At 77.2% G+C, this 17,567-nt stretch carries 16 protein-coding genes and 2 pseudogenes; 6 read left to right on the top strand and 12 right to left on the bottom strand.

Going from position 1 to position 17,567, the window contains the following annotated elements:
- Window positions 1-126 precede the first annotated feature (126 nt).
- Entirely contained in the window at window positions 127-630 is a 504-nt protein-coding gene (locus IE98_RS0124290) for an HD domain-containing protein (protein ID WP_030272297.1), read from the bottom strand.
- 92 nt (window positions 631-722) lie between these two features.
- On the opposite strand from IE98_RS0124290, the gene IE98_RS0124285 reads away from it, so the two are divergent.
- Together IE98_RS0124285 and IE98_RS0124280 are read left to right on the top strand one after the other, a co-directional pair.
- Window positions 723-1,352, top strand: coding sequence for a uridine kinase (locus IE98_RS0124285; RefSeq protein ID WP_030272295.1), 630 nt, complete (start codon window positions 723-725; stop codon window positions 1,350-1,352).
- A gap of 77 nt (window positions 1,353-1,429) precedes the next feature.
- The gene (locus IE98_RS0124280; RefSeq protein ID WP_052390901.1) at window positions 1,430-2,425 is read left to right on the top strand and encodes an RNA ligase family protein; all 996 of its coding nucleotides are present in this window, start codon (window positions 1,430-1,432) and stop codon (window positions 2,423-2,425) included.
- A gap of 28 nt (window positions 2,426-2,453) precedes the next feature.
- Here IE98_RS0124280 and IE98_RS0124275 read toward each other — a convergent pair whose 3' ends face one another.
- Window positions 2,454-3,242: a DNA-formamidopyrimidine glycosylase family protein gene (locus IE98_RS0124275; protein ID WP_030272291.1), complete on the bottom strand. Its 789-nt coding sequence runs from the start codon at window positions 3,240-3,242 to the stop codon at window positions 2,454-2,456.
- 62 nt (window positions 3,243-3,304) lie between these two features.
- On the opposite strand from IE98_RS0124275, the gene IE98_RS49360 reads away from it, so the two are divergent.
- On the top strand, window positions 3,305-3,751 hold the full coding sequence (locus IE98_RS49360; protein ID WP_052390900.1) for a hypothetical protein: 447 nt from the start codon (window positions 3,305-3,307) through the stop codon (window positions 3,749-3,751).
- On the opposite strand, the gene IE98_RS0124265 is transcribed toward IE98_RS49360, so the two are convergent.
- The 6 genes and pseudogenes from IE98_RS0124265 to ligD form a co-directional block, all read right to left on the bottom strand.
- The gene (locus IE98_RS0124265) at window positions 3,730-5,199 is read right to left on the bottom strand and encodes a bifunctional phosphatase PAP2/diacylglycerol kinase family protein (RefSeq protein ID WP_030272287.1); all 1,470 of its coding nucleotides are present in this window, start codon (window positions 5,197-5,199) and stop codon (window positions 3,730-3,732) included. The two genes, IE98_RS49360 and IE98_RS0124265, sit on opposite strands and share 22 nt — an antisense overlap.
- Before the next feature lie 225 nt (window positions 5,200-5,424).
- The gene (locus tag IE98_RS0124260) at window positions 5,425-6,477 is read right to left on the bottom strand and encodes a lytic polysaccharide monooxygenase auxiliary activity family 9 protein (RefSeq protein WP_030272286.1); all 1,053 of its coding nucleotides are present in this window, start codon (window positions 6,475-6,477) and stop codon (window positions 5,425-5,427) included.
- 140 nt (window positions 6,478-6,617) lie between these two features.
- Window positions 6,618-7,056, bottom strand: a pseudogene (locus IE98_RS51080) (sensor histidine kinase); the annotation flags it as partial.
- A gap of 230 nt (window positions 7,057-7,286) precedes the next feature.
- A pseudogene (locus tag IE98_RS0124250) lies at window positions 7,287-8,254 on the bottom strand (ADP-ribosylglycohydrolase family protein).
- Window positions 8,230-8,946, bottom strand: a complete 717-nt coding sequence (locus IE98_RS0124245) for a hypothetical protein (protein WP_030272280.1) — start codon at window positions 8,944-8,946, stop codon at window positions 8,230-8,232. The pseudogene IE98_RS0124250 and the gene IE98_RS0124245 overlap by 25 nt, the downstream one beginning before the upstream one ends.
- A 508-nt stretch (window positions 8,947-9,454) precedes the next feature.
- Complete coding sequence (gene ligD / locus IE98_RS0124230; protein ID WP_030272277.1) at window positions 9,455-10,351, bottom strand: non-homologous end-joining DNA ligase; 897 nt, start codon at window positions 10,349-10,351, stop codon at window positions 9,455-9,457.
- Here ligD and IE98_RS49355 point away from each other — a divergent pair.
- Window positions 10,298-10,864, top strand: coding sequence for a Ku protein (locus tag IE98_RS49355; RefSeq protein WP_420706216.1), 567 nt, complete (start codon window positions 10,298-10,300; stop codon window positions 10,862-10,864). The genes ligD and IE98_RS49355 overlap by 54 nt on opposite strands.
- A 179-nt stretch (window positions 10,865-11,043) precedes the next feature.
- Here IE98_RS49355 and IE98_RS0124220 read toward each other — a convergent pair whose 3' ends face one another.
- Window positions 11,044-11,931 (bottom strand): S-methyl-5'-thioadenosine phosphorylase, encoded by an 888-nt coding sequence (locus IE98_RS0124220; protein WP_052390898.1) that lies wholly within the window; start codon window positions 11,929-11,931, stop codon window positions 11,044-11,046.
- Window positions 11,932-12,146: 215 nt separating this feature from the next.
- Here IE98_RS0124220 and IE98_RS0124215 point away from each other — a divergent pair, with 215 nt between their 5' ends.
- On the top strand, window positions 12,147-12,878 hold the full coding sequence (locus IE98_RS0124215) for an alpha/beta fold hydrolase (RefSeq protein WP_052390897.1): 732 nt from the start codon (window positions 12,147-12,149) through the stop codon (window positions 12,876-12,878).
- Window positions 12,879-12,940: 62 nt separating this feature from the next.
- On the opposite strand, the gene IE98_RS0124210 is transcribed toward IE98_RS0124215, so the two are convergent.
- Both IE98_RS0124210 and IE98_RS0124205 read right to left on the bottom strand, forming a co-directional pair.
- Window positions 12,941-14,218 carry an RNA polymerase sigma factor gene (locus IE98_RS0124210; RefSeq protein ID WP_030272269.1) on the bottom strand — a complete coding sequence of 426 codons (1,278 nt, stop codon included), beginning with the start codon at window positions 14,216-14,218 and terminating at the stop codon, window positions 12,941-12,943.
- A gap of 12 nt (window positions 14,219-14,230) precedes the next feature.
- Entirely contained in the window at window positions 14,231-14,581 is a 351-nt protein-coding gene (locus tag IE98_RS0124205) for a YciI family protein (RefSeq protein WP_030272267.1), read from the bottom strand.
- A gap of 201 nt (window positions 14,582-14,782) precedes the next feature.
- On the opposite strand from IE98_RS0124205, the gene IE98_RS0124200 reads away from it, so the two are divergent.
- Window positions 14,783-16,294, top strand: coding sequence for an MFS transporter (locus IE98_RS0124200; protein ID WP_078661247.1), 1,512 nt, complete (start codon window positions 14,783-14,785; stop codon window positions 16,292-16,294).
- 53 nt (window positions 16,295-16,347) lie between these two features.
- Here IE98_RS0124200 and IE98_RS0124195 read toward each other — a convergent pair whose 3' ends face one another.
- Window positions 16,348-17,415: an alpha/beta hydrolase gene (locus tag IE98_RS0124195; RefSeq protein ID WP_052390896.1), complete on the bottom strand. Its 1,068-nt coding sequence runs from the start codon at window positions 17,413-17,415 to the stop codon at window positions 16,348-16,350.
- Window positions 17,416-17,567: the final 152 nt, after the last annotated feature.

Here is a 17,567-nt window from a genome sequence, read left to right as displayed (position 1 = left end):
GGCGCCCGGCGGCAGCGGGCCGCCGCGGCGGGCGGGGCCGGCCGCGTTCCTGCCTCCAGCGTGCTCCTGCCCGGGCCGGCGGGCCACAGCGGTCCGGTGGTGGCGGCGCCACCGCGGCCGCCGCTGTCAGTCGAGCTCGGCCAGCAGAGCGGGGTTGACCAGGCCGACGACGGCCCGGACGTCGGCCTCGCCGACCGCCGGCCAGAGCACCCGGCGGGCCGCGCGGTAGCGCTCGGCGAGCCGGAGGCGGTCCGCCTCGGGCAGCTGCGCCGCCCGCTCGGGCCGCGAGTTGTGCGCGTTGTCGGCGATCTTCAGCAGGGCCGCCGCCTGGTCGCCGGCGATCCGCGCCAGCATCTCCTCGTAGGGCGTGCCCGGGACCTTGGTGACCCGGCGGACGGTCGCCACCACGGCGGACGGCACGCCGGCGCGCAGCAGGTCCTCGGCGGTCAGCGGGGTGTCCTCCAGCACGTCGTGCAGCAGCCCGGCCATCTGCAGGCCGGTGCCGAACGGCGCGAGGCCGGCCGCCACCGCCCGCACGTGCTCGACGTACGGGACGCCGATCTTGTCGGTCTGCCCGGCGTGGGCGCGGGCGGCGAGCGCACCGACGTCGGCCAGGGTCGGTTCGGACACGGCGGTCTCCCCTCGGGTACGGCGCCGGGCCCCGACGGCCCGTCAGTCGCGGCGAAATATAGTCGGCCGGGGCGACGGGAAGGAGCAGCAGGGTGCGGGTGACACCGATCTCGCCGGAACGGCTGACCGCCCTGGTCGCCGACCGGGTCGAGGACGCCGCCCGGGAGGCGCCCTGGGTGCGGGTCGCGGTGGACGGCGCCGACGCGGCGCGGCCCGGCGGGCTCGCGGACGCCCTGGTCGGGCCGTTGCGGCTGCGCGGCCGCCCGGTGCTGCGGGTGTCCGCCGCGGACTTCCTGCGCCCGGCCTCGATCCGTCTGGAGTACGGCCGGCAGGACGCCGACGCCTTCCACGACCTGTGGCTCGACGACGGCGCGCTGCTGCGCGAGGTGCTGGCGCCCCTCGACCCGGGCGGCAGCGGACGGGTGCTGCCCTCGCTGTGGGACGCGGCCGCCGACCGGGCCACCCGGGCGCCGTACACCGAGCTGCCGCCGGGCGGGGTGCTGCTGCTGGACGGGCCGCTGCTGCTCGGCCGCTGGCTGCCCTTCGAGCTGACGGTGCACCTGTCGATGGGGCCTGGCGCGCTCGCCCGGCACACCGCCGGGCCGGAGCGTTGGACGCTGCCGGCCTTCGCCCGCTACGAGGCGGAGACCGGGCCGCGGGAGGCGGCCGACCTGGCGGTGAAGGTCGACGACCCCCGGCACCCGGCCCTCGTCGAGCCCTGACCGCGCGGCCGCGGCGCCGGCCGGGCCGCCGGGAAATGCCGTTGCCGTCGGCCGGACGGGGCCGGGATGCTCGGCGGATGTCCGACAGCGCCTTCGTCCCGTACCCGAAGATCCCCGAGCGGGCGGCGCTCAGCCGGTCCGCCGTCCGCCGCTGGACGGCCACCGAGAAGGTCCACGGCGCCCACCTCGCCCTGCTCTGCGAGGACGGCACGGTCCGGGCGGCCAAGCGGCGCGCACCGCTGGACGGCGACGCACTGGACGCCTTCTTCGGGCTCGCCCGGATCTGGCCGGCGCTGTCGGTGGCCGCCGGCCGCGCGGCCGCGGCCCTGTGCGAGGCGTACCCCGGGGCCGGGCGGGTGGTGCTGTACGGCGAGCTCTTCGGCGGCCGCTACCCGCATCCGGCCGTCCCGCCGCAGGACGGCGCCCAGGCCGTGCAGACCGGTGTCTGGTACGCGCCGGGCCTGCACTGGTCGGTCTTCGACGCGGTGGTGGAGGTCCGCGGCGAGCGGTGGTGGGCGGCCGACGCGGCGCTGCGGCGGGCCGCGTCGGCCGCCGGGCTGCTCTGCGCCCCGCTGCTCGCCGAGGGCCCGCTGGTCCGGCTGCAGGACCTGCCCGCGGCCTTCCCGAGCCGTGTCCCCGCCGGGTTCGGCCTGCCGCCGCTCGTGGGCAACCTCGCCGAGGGGTACGTGCTGAAGCCGGCCGGGGACCTGCCGGTGGCCGCCGGGCGGCCGGTGCTCAAGGTCAAGCAGGCGGGGTTCGCCGAGGACGCCCGCTACCGTGGCGCCCGCCCGTACACCGCCCCGCCGGGCGGGGCGGCCGGCGTGCCCGGCTGGCTGGTCGAGGAGGCGGCCGCGCTGCTCACCCCGGCCCGGGCGGCCTCCGCCGTCTCCAAGCTCGGCCCGGCGGCCGGGCCGGCGGAGGTCGCCGCCGAGATCGCCCGGGACGCCGTCGAGGACCTCGCCGACCGGCTCGGCGGCCTGCCCGCCGCGCAGGCCTCCCGGCTCGCCGCCGGCCTCGGTGCGGCGGCCCTGGAGCTGGCCCGCCTCGACGCGGCCGGGCGGCGCACCCCGTGAGCGCGGGCGCCGTCCCCGGCCGGGCGGTTCAGCCGGGGGCCGGGCCGCGCTGGCAGTGCGGGCACCAGACGGCGGGGCGGTCCTCGGCGTGCGGGGCCGTGCGCAGCCGGGTGCCGCAGCGCGAGCAGGGACGGCGGCCCCGGCCGTAGACCCAGGTGCGGCGGTCCGGGTGCGGGTCGCGGGTGGTGATCCGGTCGGCCCGCAGCTTGTTGGCCTCCAGCAGCTGCTGCGCCTTGGCGAGCACCCGGTCGAGCACGGCGACCTCGCCGACCGGGGTCCACGGGGTGACGCCGGCCATGAAGCAGAGCTCGTTGGCGTACACGTTGCCGATGCCGGCCAGGTTGCGCTGGTCGAGCAGGGCCTCGCCGACCGGCCGGGCCGGGTCGGCGGCGATCCGGCGCAGCGCCTCGGCGGCGTCCCAGTCCGGGCCGAGCAGGTCGGGGCCGAGGTGGCCGACGGCCCGGTCCTCGTCGGCGGTGCGGAGCAGTTCGACGACCGGCAGGCGGTAGCCGACGGCGGTGCGCTCGGCGGTGCCGAGCACGGCGCGGATCTGGTGCGCCGGGCCGCCGTGCCACTTCTCGCCGGTGCGGAAGACCGCCCAGCGGCCGTCCATCCGCAGATGGGTGTGGAGGGTGAGACCGCCGTCGAAGCGGGTGAGGAGGTGCTTGCCGCGCGGCACCACGTCCAGCACCAGGCGGTCCGTCAGGTCGGCGGTGGCGTGGGCGGGCACGCGCAGGTCGGCCGCGGTCAGCCGGTGGCCGGCCAGGGCCTCGCGCAGCTGCGCGGCCGTGCGGTACACGGTGTCGCCTTCGGGCACTCCCCCATCATGCCGGTCCGACGGGGCGCGGTGGCAGGATGCGGGCCGGAGAGGGAGGCACGGTGACCGGTCGGGCGGTGCGGAGCACGGTGGAGTGCGGGCGGTGCGGCGGCGCCGTCCGCCGTGAGGTCGGCCGGTTCGTGCGGTGGGGGCGGCTCGGCCGGGGCGTGGACACGGACGGCGCCGACTGCTCGGTCGTCTCCTGCGAGGAGGACTGGGGCCCGGCGCCCGACTCCGTCCGGCGGGAGCTGCTGGCCGAGCACGGCACCTTCGCCGTCCGGCCGGTGGGGCCCGCGGTGAGCGGGCTCGCCCTGCTGCGCGTGCTGCGCGAGGACGGTACCCGCTCGCTCGCCGAGGCCCGGCGGCCGGCCGGCGAACTGGCCGGGAGCGGCCTCACCGGTACCGAGGTGGAGATGGAGTTCCTGGCCGAACGGCTCCGCCGGCACGGGGTGACGGCCGCGGTCGGGCAGCTCGGCGCCGGGCCGGATCAGGCCTCGGCGGGGCGGTAGACCGTCAGCCCGGCGGGCGTCTTGGCGAGCAGCAGGCGGTCGGGGGCGTCGACGACCTCGCCGTCCACCGCGGCGTGGGCGACACCCCGCAGGTCGGTGAGGTCGAGGGCGGACAGCCGGGCCTCGCGGTAGACCGGGGAGCGGCCGAGAGTGCCGAGCAGGAAGGCGGCGACCAGTCGCGTCCGGGCGAAGGGGTGGCTGCCGTCGACCGCGCGGACGTCGAGCAGGCCGTCGTCGAGCCGGGTGCGCCGGGTCGGCGCGAAGCCGGGCGGGTCGTACACGCTGTTGCCGGCGAACAGCAGCCACAGGTTGCGCGGCACCCCCGCGACGGAGACCCGGACGGGCTCGGCGGAGGAGAGCACCTCGACCAGGGCGAGGGCGAGGGCCGGCCACTTGCCGAGCCGCTTCTCGTGGCGCTCCCGGATCCGGACGAGGTCCGGGTAGACCCCGATGCTGAAGGTGTTGAGGAAGGGCAGGTCGGTGCCGTCCGGTCCGCTGACCCGGCCGACGTCGACCGCGACCGCGCTGCCGCTCTCCACCGCCTCGGCGGTACGGGCGAGTCCGTCCACGCCGAGGTCGAGGGCGAAGTGGTTGAGGGTGCCGCCGGGGAAGACGGCGAGCGGCAGGCCGGTGCGCCGGGCGACGGACGCCGCCAGGTTGACGGACCCGTCGCCGCCGCAGATGCCGAGCGCACCGCCGGCCGCGGCCGCCCGGCCGGCGGCCTCCTCGACCAGGGCGCGCAGGTCGTCCTCGGGCCCGCGTTCGACGACCTCCGCCTCGGGGAGCAGCCGGCGGAGTTCGGCGAGGGTGGCGTCCGGCCCGTCCGGCCCGGAGTCGGCGTTGACGACGATGACCAGCCCGGCTCCGCGCGGCAGGGCGGGGGCGGTGAGCCGCGCCGGGGCCGCCCGGGCCGGCTCCTCGGCGGCGCGCGGCCACCACCGGGTGGTGAGCAGTGCGGCGCCGGCGCCGAGCGCCGCCCCGGCGAGCACGTCGCCCGGGTAGTGGACGCCGACGTACACCCTGGAGGCCATCACGCCGAGGGCCACCGGGGCCGCGCAGACGGCGATCGCGGGCGACTCCAGGGCCAGGCCGACGGTGAACGCCGCGGCGGAGGCGGAGTGCCCGGAAGGGAAGGACGTGGTCAGCGGCTGGACGGCCAGCCGCCGGGCGAGCGGGACGTCGTCGAGCAGCGGCCGGGGCCGCCGGGTGGCGTACTTGGCCGGGACGTTCGCCAGCACCGAGGCCAGGGCGAGCGAGCCGGCGCCGCGCAGGGCGGCCCGCCGGGCGGTGCGGTTGCCGGTGGCGGCGAGGGCCGCGGCGACACCGAACCAGAGCACCCCGTGGTTGGCCGCCTTGCTGAGCCGGGGCAGCACGGGGTGGGCCCCGCGCAGCCGGCTGACGGCAACGCGGGCGAAGAGTCGGCGGTCGAGACTGCGCAGCGCCCTCATGGGGCCAGCCTAGGCGGTACCGGCCGGGGCGTGCCTCACCTCGCGGCGCGGGTCGGCCGGGTCACCGCGGCGTCCTGCGGGCGGCTGACGGTCCGCCACACCGCCCGGCGCGGGCGGGGCGGGGCCCTTTCCGGCCCGGACGGGCGGCGGCGTGCGCGCGGGGCCTGCCGGCGGGCGGTTCGCCGGCAGGCCGTGCTGCGGTCGGGCCGGTCGGTCGGCCCGCGGTCACATCACCATGCAGGAGTAGGCGGCCGCGGGATCGGGTGCGCCGCCGTTCGCGACGAAGCCGAAGGTGGTGGAGGCGCCGACGGCGAGGGACCCGTTCCAGTCCGCGTTGTCGACGGTGGCGGCGGTGCCCGTGCCGGTGCTGACGCCGTTCCAGACGCTCGCCAGCGACTGGCCGCCGGGCAGGGTGAAGTGGACCATCCAGCCGAGGATCGGGGTGGTGCCGCCGTTCTTGACCGTCACCTCGCCCTGGTAGCCGCCGGACCAGCCGCCGACGGTGCGGTAGGTCGCGGAGCAGGCCGCGCCGGACGGCGGCGGGTCGGTCGGGCCGGTGCCGTCGCCGACACCGGTGACCTGGCCGGCGCCGCCGTCGAAGACCACGTCGGAGCAGGAGTAGAAGGTCTCGGCGCTGTCCGAGCGCTGCCAGACGGTGTAGATGATGTGCCGTCCGGACTTGTTCGCGGGCAGCGTGCCGTTCCAGGTGTACTTGCCGTCGATCGTGCCGACCGTGCCGGAGAGCGGCGGGTTCGCAACCGACTGGAAGGGCGAGCTCTCCAGGGCGTCCCAGGTGAGCGGCCTGGCAGGGTCGAAGCCGTCCTTGGTCACGTACTGGTGGAAGCTGCCGGGGTGGGCCGCCCAGGCGTTGTAGCTGAAGGTGAACGGGGCTCCGCTGGTCAGGTGGGTCAGCGGCCAGTCGGTGCGGGCCTGGTCGAACCCGGTGAAGTTGGTGTTGCCGCCGCTGCAGAGCTGCCCGTCCGGGACGAAGCCGCGGGTCCGGCCGGCGCCGTCCGAGCGCAGCACGGAGAACCAGTTGTAGAACGGCGTGGTACCGCCGGTGGCGGCCGCGGCGGCGCAGGCGGCGTTGCGGGGCTTGATCTCCCCGGTGGGGGTGATGGCGTCCCGGTAGCAGAGGTAGGTCCGGCTGCCGGGCGCCATCGGCGCTCCGTGGGCCGCGGCCCGGGGGCTGCCCAGCACCACCAGCACGAGGGCCGGCAGTGCGGCGAGCAGGGTCAGCAGGCTGAGCAGGTGTAACCGTCGACGGATGTCGGCCATGTGCGTCGTCCCTCTCGGCAGGTGGGGCGGGGACCGCGGGGCGGTCCCCGGGAAGCCCGGGCGCCCGGGCGAAGGGGTGGGAGCGCTCCCATTCGGAACGTAGCGCGGACTCCGGCGGCTGTAAACGGATTCGGTCGCGGCTATGACAAATTCCGGCGGTCCCCGCCTGCCGGTGCCGCTCGGGGACGGGCGGCCCCGGCGGCCGGCAGCGCGATCTCGAAGCAGCACCCGCCGGCGGTGTTGCGGACGGTCGCCCGGCCGGCGTGCGCCTCGACGATGCCGCGGACGATCGCCAGGCCGAGGCCCGCCCCGGAGTCCCCGTGGTGCGGGCCCGCGCCACCGCTCGTGCTCCGCGGGGTCCGGGCCGCGGCGCCGCGGAAGCCGGTCTCGGAGACCCGCAGCAGGTCGGCCTCGGGAATGCCCCCGCAGCCGTCCGTCACGGAGACCAGCACCTCGTCCTCCGCGCGCCGCGACCGCCACCACGCCGTCCGCGGGAGTGCAGCGGATCGCGTTGACCGGCAGGTTGCCCAGCACCCGGGTGATCTCGCGGCCGTCCACGTCGACCGGCTCGGCGGCCACCGGGATGCGGCCGGCGTTCGGAGGTCGGCTGTCGCCGTCGGACGCGTTCACGCCGCCGAGGACAGGCAGCCGGCCCGCCCGGTCGATCCGTACGACTTCCGTAGGCCCCCGCTCACGGCCACCGGGCCGACCTCGGGATTCTCCATCGGGTCGTCGCGCAGCGCGCCACCCGCGCCCTGGGGCCGCGGGTGGCGCGGGTGGCGGCTCCGTGGGCCGCGCCCGGCGGCGGGTCAGGCGTCCAGGCGGTGGGCGAGGTCGAGGAGGTCGGGGAGGCGCAGGACGCGGCCGCCGGAGCCGGGGAGGGGGACGTGCAGGGGGTGGGTCCAGCGGGTGGGGACGGCGTCCAGGCCGTACACGGCTCCGGCGAGAGTGCCGGCGACCGCGGCGACGGTGTCGGTGTCGCCGCCGAGGTCGACGGCGGCCCGCAGGGCCTCCTCGAAGCCGGTGGTGGTGCGCAGCGCCCAGACGGCCGAGCCGAGGCAGGGCCAGACGGCGCCGTTGAACTCGGTGGCCCGGTCGGGGTGCCAGTCGGGGGCGAGGACGGTGGCGTAGCGGTCGCGGCTCTCCGGGTCGACGGCCCGGAGGGTGGCCGGGAGCGCGGCGAGCGGGTCGCCGCCGTCCAGGCCGGCGCGGACCAGTTCGTGCAGGATCGCGGTGCCCTCCCAGGCGGCCCGGTCGCCGTGGGTGAGGGCGGCGATCCGTCTGGCGGCGTCCATGGTGGCCGACCGGCCGTCCCGGGCGAAGCGGACGGCCGAGGTGGCGGCGCGCATCAGTGAACCGTTGCCCGCCGCACGGAGGCTGGTCTGGAAGTGGACCGCGGCCGCGAGGTCCCAGGGCAGGCCGCTCGTGAGGACGTCCTCGGTCTGGATGCCGATGTCCTTGGGTTCCGAGGCCGCCCAGTGGCGGAACCGCCCGAAGAGGTCCGGCAGGTCCAGCTTGCCGCGCTCCAGCAGGGATTCGGCGACCAGGACGGCCATCTGGGTGTCGTCGGTGGCCTCACCGGGTTCCCAGCCGCCACCGCCGCACATCTCGCCGCCCGCGCCGGGCACCGGGAAGCGGGCCGAGAACACCCCGGCCGGGCCGAACTCGAAGGGGGCGCCGAGGGCGTCCCTACGGCCGAGCCGACCACGGCGCCGGCGGCGCGGGCGGCTCGGCCGTAGGGGGTCGCCCGGTTCACGCGCCGTCGGCCTTCAGCCAGCTGCCGGGGAGGTTCTTGCGGAGGCCGGCGAGGGCCTCGGGGGTGCGGGCGCGGGCGCGGAGGGCGCCGCCGTCGTCCGCGCGGAGCAGCACGTCGTCGCCGGCGAACCAGCGGCTGCCGGCCGGCGCGGCGAACACCGGGTAGTCGGGGAAGGGCAGTTGGACGTAGCCGTCCTCCAGGGCGAGGAGCGTCGCGACGTCGAGCGGTTCGAGCAGGTCGGCGGGGGCGTCGGGGGCGTGCAGGGACTCGGAGAGGACGAGTTCGACCAGGGCCACCGAGAGCCGGTCCAGCCAGGGCCTCCGACTGCCGTCGGCCCCGAGCACCACGGCCGGGTCGGGCCGGTGCAGTTCGTCGAGCGGGACGCCCCAGGCGGCGGCGCCCTCCGTCGCGTGGCGGAAGACCAGGACGTCGCCCTCGGCGTCGAGGTGGAGCTCCGCGGGGCCGAGCAGCGGGTCCCGGTTGGCGGTGAGGTCGGTGCGCCGGCCGAACCGGCCGTAGGCCTCGCGGAGCGCCGCGGGCAGCCGGTGGCCGAGCCGCTCCTCGGCGGCGGCGAGGTCGGCCTCCGCCCAGCCGTCGCCCTCCGCGAGCGGAGCGACCCAGTGCTCCGCGAAGTCCTGCACGAACCACCAGGCCGCCGCACGGTCTTCGAGACCGGCCGCGACACCTTCGACGAGATCGAACCCGTGTGTCATACCCGGGACCCTACCGGCCGGGTCCGACCGTCCGTCGGCCGCCCGGAAATCCGGGAGACGGGGCGTCAGCCGGGCTGGCACGCTGGGTCGATGGACACCACGAGCACCATGGATCCCGGGGAATGGGTGACCCTCTTCACCGTCGAGAACCTGTCCGGCCCGCCGCGCCCGGGGTTCGCCCTCGCCGTTTGACTGCGCGACCGCGGCATCGACTGGTCACCCGTTGACGAGCAGGACATCCGCTGCGACCACGCCTGCGGGCCCGATCCCGCGCTCGGCGGGCGCTGGCGCGGCCACATCACCGTCCGGGTCCGTGCCGCCCCGCTGCGCCGCCTCGGCCTGCATCCCGACCAGGCCTCCGCCCGTGCCCTCACACCCCTGGCACCGGACTGGTGGGGCCCCTGGGTGTACAGCCGGAAGGGGGCCGTCCGCCGCGAGGAGGTCGCCCGGGCGCGCCGACTGTGGGCCGACGGCGGGTGACACCGACCGGGCACCGGGTTCGCAACGATCATTCGGCGACCGGGAGTTCCGCCGCCTCGTCGAGGAGCGGGGCGAGCAGGTCGCCGTGCGCGGCGAGGCGGGCGAGGACGTCCTCGGGGGTGAACGCGAGCTCGTCGGGGGCGGTGCAGCCCTCGACCTCGGCCCAGGTGATCGGGGTGGAGACGCCGGGGACGGCGGTGGCGCGCAGGGTGTAGGGGGCGGCGGTGGTCTTCGCGGTGGTGTTCTGCGACCAGTCGACGAGGACCTTGCCGCGGCGCAGCGCCTTGGCCATCCGGCTGACCACGTACCGGGGGTGGTCGGCAGCCAGGCGTTCGGCGAGCGCGCGGGCGTAGCCGACGACGGCGGAGGCCTCGCTCGGCCGCAGTGCCGCGTACAGGTGGAGGCCCTTGCTGCCGGAGGTCTTGGCGTGGGCGGTGAGGCCGTCCTCGGCGAGGCGTTCGCGGACGAGCAGGGCGACGGCGCAGCAGAGCGTGATGTCGGTGCCGGGGCCGGGGTCGAGGTCGATGACCAGCCGGTCGTGGGCGGCGGCCCCGGTGTCGGCGCTCCACTGCGGGACGTGGAGTTCGAGGGCGTACCCGTTGGCGAGGGCCATCAGGGTGGGCAGGTCGTCGACGGTGACGCGTTCCTTGGGGCCCTCGTGGCTGTCGACGACCATGGTGCGGACCCAGTCGGGCAGGCCGGGGGGCGGGTTCTTGGCGAAGAAGCCCTCCTCGCCGACCCCGGAGGGGAACCGCAGCAGGGTGGCCGGACGCCGCCGGACGTGCGGCAGCAGGTGCGGCGAAGCCTGGGCGTAGTAGTAGAGGGCCTGGCCCTTCGTCCAGCCGGTGGCCGGCCAGAGCACCTTGTCGAGGTGGGAGAGGACCAGGCGGCGGCCTTCGACTTCTGTGACCTGTCGCTCCGGCATACCGTGGTAGATCCCCATGAAAGGGACAGGTCATGCCACCGGGTCACCTGGAAAGGTGTCATCACGTTCGGGCTGGTCGGCGTACCTGTGCAGCTGTACGCGGCGACCGAGGAGCACAGCGGCCCGACCCTGCACCAGGTGCATGCGGAGGACGGCGCGAGGATCCGCCAGAAGCGGTTCTGCGAGGCCGGGGGCGTCGAGGTGCCGTACGGCGAGGAGGAGGCGGCGGCCGGGGGCGGCGACAACGTGATCGACCTGATGTCGGTGCTGCGCAGCAGCGTCCAGGCGGCGAAGAGCGGGCACGCGAGGTCCGCGACGGCCGGCCCGGCCGCCACCGCCGGTGCTGGTGCCGGCGCTGGCGCCGGGGAGGGCGTCGCACCGGAGCCGGCGGCCCGGAAGGCGCCGGCCGAGAAGGCAATCGCCAAGAAGGCCGCTGCGGCGCGCAAGGCTCCGGCGAAGAAGACCGCCGCGAAGACCACCGCCGAGAAGGCGGCGCCCCGCCGGGCCTCCTGAACCCCGGCACGACGGGGCACGGCCCGAGGGCCCGGTCGCGTCGGGCGGGCCGGGCCCTCGGAACCGCCAGACTAGGGGGCGGCCGGAGCAGCGAAACGGTTCTCCCCGCGGGGCTCGCGCGGCGCACCCGCGGGTACGGGCGCGCCGGCCCCGCCCGGCGACAGGTGCAGCCCGCGCGGTCAGCCGCCAGCGGACGGCTCGGGAACGCCCGCGAGGCCGGTCTCCAGACCGTCGAGGGCGTGCGAGCAGACGCAGTCCCGGTGCGCCGGCAGGTCGGCGACCGCCTTGAAGAGGACGGTGCGCAGCCGGTCCACGTTGCGGGCGAAGACCTCCAGCACCTCGGCGTGGGTGACGCCCTCGCCGGTCTCCACGCCCGCGTCCAGGTCGGTGACCAACGCCAACGACGTGTAGCAGACGCCGAGTTCACGGGCGAGGACGGCCTCCGGGTGGCCGGTCATGCCGACCACCGACCAGCCGCTGGCCGTGAACCAGCGGGACTCGGCGCGGGTGGAGAACCGCGGCCCCTCGATGACCACCAGGGTGCCGCCGTCGACCGGCTCCCAGGCGTTGGCGCGGGCGGCGGCCAGGGCGGCCGCGCGGCCGTCCGGGCAGTACGGATCCGCCATCGAGACGTGCACGACCTCGGGCAGCGAGCCGTCCGGCAGCGGCAGGCCGTCGTAGAAAGTCTGCGCCCGGCCGAGGGTCCGGTCGACGAACTGGTCCGGCACCAGCAGCGTCCCCGGACCGTACTCGGCGCGCAGCCCGCCGACCGCGCAGGGGCCGAGCACCTGCCGCACCCCGAGGGAGTGCAGCGCCCACAGGTTGGCGCGGTAGTTGATCCGGTGCGGCGGCAGCGTGTGCCCGCGGCCGTGCCGCGGCAGGAAGGCGACGCTGCGGCCCGCCACCTCGCCGAGGAAGACCGAGTCGCTGGGCGGCCCGTACGGGGTCTGCACGACGACCTCGGTGACGTCGTCGAGCAGCGCGTACAGGCCGGAGCCGCCGATCACGCCGATCTCGGCCCGGACGGGGGCGCCCGCGGCGGGCGGGGTCGAGGGGGCGTCAGGCATGGCCTCTCCTTCGGGGGTGACGGTCTCTCGTCGGACGGCCTGCCGCCGGGGGCGCGGCTGCCGGTGGACGCCCCCAACCCTACGAGCCGCGGGCCGCCGCGGCGGGCCGGACGGCGAACCGCCCGCGCACGGGGCACCACCGGCCCCGGACCGTCCTCCCGGCCGCCGGGCGGCGCCGCGTACAGTGACAGCCTCGGCTGACAGGAGTGACGGCGATGGACGGACAGGCGGTCCCGGGGGCACCCGGCCACCGGGCGCTGGTGTGGCGCGAGCGGCCCGAGGCGCCGGCCGCCGCGGTGCTGGTGCTGCACGGCGGCCAGGAGGCGGGCCTGCACCGGCCCGGTCCGATCAACCTGCCCGGGCTGCGGATGCGCCCCTTCGCCCGTGCCGTGGAGAAGGCCACCGCCGGCGCCGGGGTGGCGGTCGGGGTCGTCCGCTACCGCTGCCGCGGCTGGAACGGCGAGCGCGCCGACGCCGCCCGGGACACCCTCGCCGCCCTGCAGGACCTCGCCGAGGAGCTCGGCCCGGTGCCGACCGTGCTGATCGGCCACTCGATGGGCGGCCGCGCCGCCCTGCGGGCCGGCGGGCACCCCTGCGTGACCGGCGTGGTCGCACTGGCCCCCTGGTGCCCCGAGGACGAGCCGTGCGCGCACCTCACCGGCCGCCGCCTGCTGATGCTGCACGGCGACCTGGACCGGGTCACCGCCCCCGACGCCACCCTGCGCTTCGCCGGGCGGGCCCGCGGCGCCGGCGCCCGGGCGGCCGGCTACCGGGTGACGGGCAGCGGTCACACCCTGCTGCGCCGGGCCGGCGACTGGCACCGCGCCACCGCCGAACTCACCGCCGGCCTGCTGGGGTTGCGCGACCTCCCGCCGGACGTGGCGGCCGCCCTCGACCTGCCGGCCTCGGCCGACGGCGGACTCCGGCTCGCCCTCGCCCACCGCTGACCGCCCACCGCTGACCGCCGCCGCCCGCCGCCCGCCGGACCTCGGTAGAGCGCCGCCCGGGCTCAGGCCGGGCCCGGGGCGTCCAGCTCGCGCAGCCGCTCGGCGAGGAAGTCGCGTTCCACGGCGTTCGCGGTGAGCATCAGCGCCTCCCCGTAGGCCAGCCGCGCCTCGGCCGTGCGGTCCAGGCGCCGCAGGAAGTCGGCGCGGGCGGCGGCGAGGTAGCCGTAGCCGGCCAGTTGCGGTTCGGCGGCCAGGGCGTCGAGCGCCGCGAGTCCGGCGGCCGGGCCGTCGGCGAAGCCCACCGCGACGGCCCGGTTCAGGGCCACTACGGGCGACGGCCAGATCTGCACCAGCAGGTCGTAGAGCGCGACCACCTCGCGCCAGTCCGTCCGCTGCCAGCTCGGCGCCTCGGCGTGCACGGCCGCGACGGCCGCCATCAGCGCGAAGCGCCCGGGCGGGCGCGGGCGCAGCGCCTCGCGGACGAGGGCGAGGCCCTCGTCGATCTGCGCGCGGTCCCAGCGCCGCCGGTCCTGCTCGGCGAGCAGGAGCATCCGTCCGTCCGCGGCCGAGCGGGCCTCGCGCCGGGCGTCGGTCAGCAGGATCAGGGCGAGCAGCCCGGCGACCCCGGCGTCCCGGGGCAGCAGGGTGCGCAGCATCCGGGCGAGGTCGACGGCGCGCTCCACCAGGTCGCGGCGGACGAGGTCGTCGCCGGCGGGGGCGGTGTGGCCGGTGGTGAAGACCAGGTGGACGACGGTGAGGACGGCGTCGATCCGCTCGGGCAGTTCACCGGCGGGCGGGACCCGGTACGGGATGTGCGCGGCGGCGATCTTCTTCTTGGCACGGGTGATGCGGGCGGCCATGGCGGATTCGCCGACCAGGAAGGCCCGGGCCACCTCGGCGGTGGTCAGGCCGCAGAGCAGCCGCAGGGTGAGGGCGACCTTGGCCTCCTCGGCGAGCGCCGGGTGGCAGCAGGTGAAGATCAGCCGGAGCCGGTCGTCGGGGAACTCCTCGCCCTCGGCGGCCGCCTCCGGCACGACGAGCTCCTCCGCCGCGGGGGCGGCGGTCCGGTCGAGCAGGTGCGGCAGCGTCCGGCGCAGGGCGGCGCGGCGGCGCAGCTCGTCCGTGGCCCGGTTGCGGGCGGTGGTGGTGAGCCACGCGCCGGGGCGCCGCGGGATGCCGCGTTCGCCCCACACCGTCAGCGCCTTGGCGTACGCATCCTGGACGCACTCCTCGGCCAGGTCGAGGTCGCGGGTGACGCGCGCCGTCGCGGCGAGCACGAAGGCCCACTCGCGCCGGTGCGCGTCCGCGACCGCGGCGGCGACCGCCGGGTCGGTGGCCATCGGCGGACCCGGTCAGTCGAACACCCGGACGGGCCGGACCTCGACGCCGCCGCCGAAGTGCGCCGGGACCTGCCGGGCCAGCGCGATGGCCGCGTCCAGGTCCGCCGCCTCGGCCAGGTAGTAGCCGCCGAGCGCCTCCTTGGTCTCGGCGAACGGCCCGTCGGTGACGGCGAAGCCGCCGGAGCCGTCCGGGCGGACGGAGGTGGCCGTCTCGGTGAAGTGCAGGGCGTTGGCCCCGAGCAGGGCGGCCGCATTGCGTTCCTGGAACGCGAGGTGGTCCTTGAGCGCCGCCTCCCACTCGTCCGCGGAGGCGGCGGCCACCCGGGCTTCGTCCCGGTAGACCAGGATCAGGTACTGCGCCATGACGCGATCCCTCCTCGATCGGGCCCGCCGGCCGGGCCCTCCCGTCATGTCGACGGTCGGCGCCCGCCCGGATCGACACCTTCTCCGACGATTCTCCCGTTCCGGGAGATTCCCGGGCGTTCCGTGTCGATCCGGCGCCCGGCCGTCCGTCGGTCCAGTGAGACCGATTCCGGCACACCCGATCCGCAAGGAGCGCCTCCCATGCCCTCCGCAGCCACCCCGCACGCCCCCGGGCCCGTCGCGCCGGCCGCCGGCCGGCCGCACCAGGCGTGGACCCTCGTCCTGGCGTCCCTCGGCCTGTTCATGGTCGCCCTCGACACCCTGGTCGTCACCACCGCACTGCCGGTGCTCCGGGTCGACCTGGGTGCGAAGCTCACCGACCTGGAGTGGACGGTCAACGCCTACAACCTCTCCTTCGCCTGCCTGCTGCTGACCGGGGCGGCACTCGGTGACCGGTTCGGCCGGCGGCGGATGTTCGCCGTCGGGCTGCTCGGCTTCTCCGCCGCCTCGGCCGCGGCCGCGCTCTCCACGTCGGTGGGCGTGCTGATCGCGGCGCGGGCGGTGCAGGGCGGCTTCGCGGCGATCGTGATGCCGCTGACCCTCACCCTGATCAGCCAGGCCTTCCCCGCCGAGAAGCGCGGGGCCGCGATCGGGCTCTGGGGCGGCATCGCGGGCCTGGCCGTCGCCGCCGGTCCGGTGGTCGGCGGAGCGATCACCAACGGCCTCGACTGGCAGTGGATCTTCTGGCTGAACGTCCCGATCGGCCTGGTGCTGGCCCCGCTCGCGCTGCGCCGGCTGACCGAGAGCTTCGGCCCGCGGCCCCGCCTCGACCTTCCCGGTCTCGCCCTGGCCGGCACCGGCTTCCTCGGCCTGACCTGGGGGCTCGTCCGGACCGACACGGCCGGCTGGGGCAGCGCCGAGGTGGTGCTCTCGCTGCTGGCCGGAGCGGTGCTGGTGGTCTGCTTCCTCGCCCGGCAGCGGCGGGCCCGCTACCCGATGCTGCCGCTCGGCCTCTTCCGGCTGCGGGGCTTCGCCACCGCGAACGGCGTCAGTTTCTTCATGTACGCCTCGCTGTTCGGCGCGCTCTTCCTGATGTCGCAGTTCCTGCAGATCGGGTTGGGCAACTCGCCGCTCGCCGCGGGCCTGTGGATCCTGCCGTGGACGGCGACGCCGATGGTGGTCGCGCCGATCGCCGGCGCCCTCTCGGAGCGGTGGGGCAACCGGCCGTTCATGGCGGCCGGCCTCACCCTGCAGGCCGCCGGGCTCGGCTGGGTCGCCGCGATCGCCGACCCCGGCATGGGGTACGCACAGCTGAGCATCGCCCTCACCGTGGCCGGCGTCGGCACCTCGATGTGCTTCCCCACCGTGGCCAACGCGGTGACGGGCGCCGTCCCGCCGCAGGAGGCGGGCGTCGCCTCCGGGGCGAACAGCGCGATCCGCGAGCTCGGCGGAGTCTTCGGCGTGGCCGTGCTCGCGGCCGTCTTCACCGGCCCGGGTGTGTACGGCAGCCCCGACGCCTTCGTCGGCGCCTTCAAGCCGGCGCTGTGGGTGGGCGCGGCGCTGGCCGCCCTCGGCATCGTCTCGGCGCTGCTCGCACCCCGGCGGACGACCCCGCAGGCCGAACCGGCACCGTCCGCGGAGACGGGTCCGGCGGCGGACGCCCGTCCGGTGCGGGCCGGCCGGACGGCGGTCGCGGCGCGCTCCGACGGGTGAGCCGCCGGTCGGCGGGGCGCGGCCCGGAGACGGCTCCGGGGCGCGCCCCGCCGTCATGCTGCGCCGCCCGTGCCTGTGCCTGGACCTGGACCTGGACCCGGGCCCGGGCCCGGGCCGCCGAGGATCCGGCGGAGCCAGCGGCGGCGCGCGTCGAGGGCGTCGCGGCTGAGGGCCGCCTGCGGTGCGATCGTGTCGAAGCCGTGGCAGGCGCCGGGCCAGACGTGCAGTTCGGCCGCGCCGCCGGCACGCCAGATCGCGTCGGCGTACGCCACCGCCTCGTCCCGGAAGGTCTCGGCCGAGCCGACCTCCAGGTAGGCGGGCGGCAGCCCGGACAGGTCGGTGGCACGGGCCGGGGCCGCGTACGGCGGGAGGTCCGCGGCGCCGTAGCGGTCGCCCAGCAGCGCCTGCCAGGCGGTGGCGTTGGAGGTCCGGTCCCAGGTGTCGACGCCGGCCATCTGGTGGCTGGAGAAGGTGCGGCCGCGGTCGTCGAGCATCGGGCTCAGCAGCAGTTGGCCGATCGCCGCCGGGCCGCCGCGGTCGCGGAGCAGCAGGGCGAGGGCGGCGGTGAGCCCGCCGCCGGCGCTCCTGCCGCCGAGGACGATGCGGTCCGCGTCGAGGCCGAGCTCGGCGGCACGGTCGGCCGTGTGGACGAGCCCGGCGTAGCAGTCCTCCACCGGTCCCGGGTAGCGGGTCCGCGGCGCCAGCCGGTAGTCGGTCGAGACGACGGCGAGGTGCAGCGGCAGCGCCAGGTCGCGCAGCAGCCGGGGCAGGACGGACCAGGCGTTGCCCATGACCATGCCGCCGCCGTGCAGGTAGTGGAGCACGGGCAGCGGCCCGGACGCCGCCGCGGGCCGGGCGAGGACGAGCCGTACGTCCGGGCCGCCGTGCGGGCCCGGCGCGGTCAGTTCGGTGACCTCGAACCGGCCGTCGGCGCCCAGTTCCCGGAGGGTCGGGCGGGGGCGCGACCCGGCGTCCCGCCGCTGCACGGCCGCGAGGTTCTCCGGGGTGACCGGCGCCCGCGCGGCCGATCCCGCGGCGGCCAGGGCGGCCCGCAGCTCCGGGTCGAGCGGCGGTGCGGGCGGGCCCGGTGCGTCCGGTCGCGGCGGTCCACCGATGCTCATCACAGCCCCCTCGTCGACGTCCCGTCCGGGACAGCCTGCCAGCCGGATCCGGCCCGCGGTGCGGCTTCACCGGGGCGGCCCGCCGCGTATCCCGCCGGTCGGCGGAGGGTGCCCCCGTCGACCGGCGGGTGGCAATTCCGGGCATCCGCGAC

It is taken from the genome of Streptomyces sp. NRRL B-24484, from assembly GCF_000717715.1.
GTDB lineage: Bacteria > Actinomycetota > Actinomycetes > Streptomycetales > Streptomycetaceae > Kitasatospora.
This window is presented reverse-complemented; position numbering and strand designations above follow the sequence as displayed.

Coding starts and splice junctions, on each gene's coding strand:
- IE98_RS0124280 (WP_052390901.1), top strand. CDS start 1,430: ATGTCCGACAGCGCCTTCGTCCCGTACCCGAAGATCCCCGAGCGGGCG.
- IE98_RS0124200 (WP_078661247.1), top strand. CDS start 14,783: ATGCCCTCCGCAGCCACCCCGCACGCCCCCGGGCCCGTCGCGCCGGCC.
- IE98_RS0124195 (WP_052390896.1), bottom strand. CDS start 17,415: ATGAGCATCGGTGGACCGCCGCGACCGGACGCACCGGGCCCGCCCGCA.
- IE98_RS0124265 (WP_030272287.1), bottom strand. CDS start 5,199: ATGAGGGCGCTGCGCAGTCTCGACCGCCGACTCTTCGCCCGCGTTGCC.
- IE98_RS0124210 (WP_030272269.1), bottom strand. CDS start 14,218: ATGGCCACCGACCCGGCGGTCGCCGCCGCGGTCGCGGACGCGCACCGG.
- IE98_RS0124220 (WP_052390898.1), bottom strand. CDS start 11,931: ATGCCTGACGCCCCCTCGACCCCGCCCGCCGCGGGCGCCCCCGTCCGG.
- IE98_RS0124215 (WP_052390897.1), top strand. CDS start 12,147: ATGGACGGACAGGCGGTCCCGGGGGCACCCGGCCACCGGGCGCTGGTG.
- IE98_RS0124205 (WP_030272267.1), bottom strand. CDS start 14,581: ATGGCGCAGTACCTGATCCTGGTCTACCGGGACGAAGCCCGGGTGGCC.
- IE98_RS0124260 (WP_030272286.1), bottom strand. CDS start 6,477: ATGGCCGACATCCGTCGACGGTTACACCTGCTCAGCCTGCTGACCCTG.
- IE98_RS0124245 (WP_030272280.1), bottom strand. CDS start 8,946: ATGACACACGGGTTCGATCTCGTCGAAGGTGTCGCGGCCGGTCTCGAA.
- ligD (WP_030272277.1), bottom strand. CDS start 10,351: ATGCCGGAGCGACAGGTCACAGAAGTCGAAGGCCGCCGCCTGGTCCTC.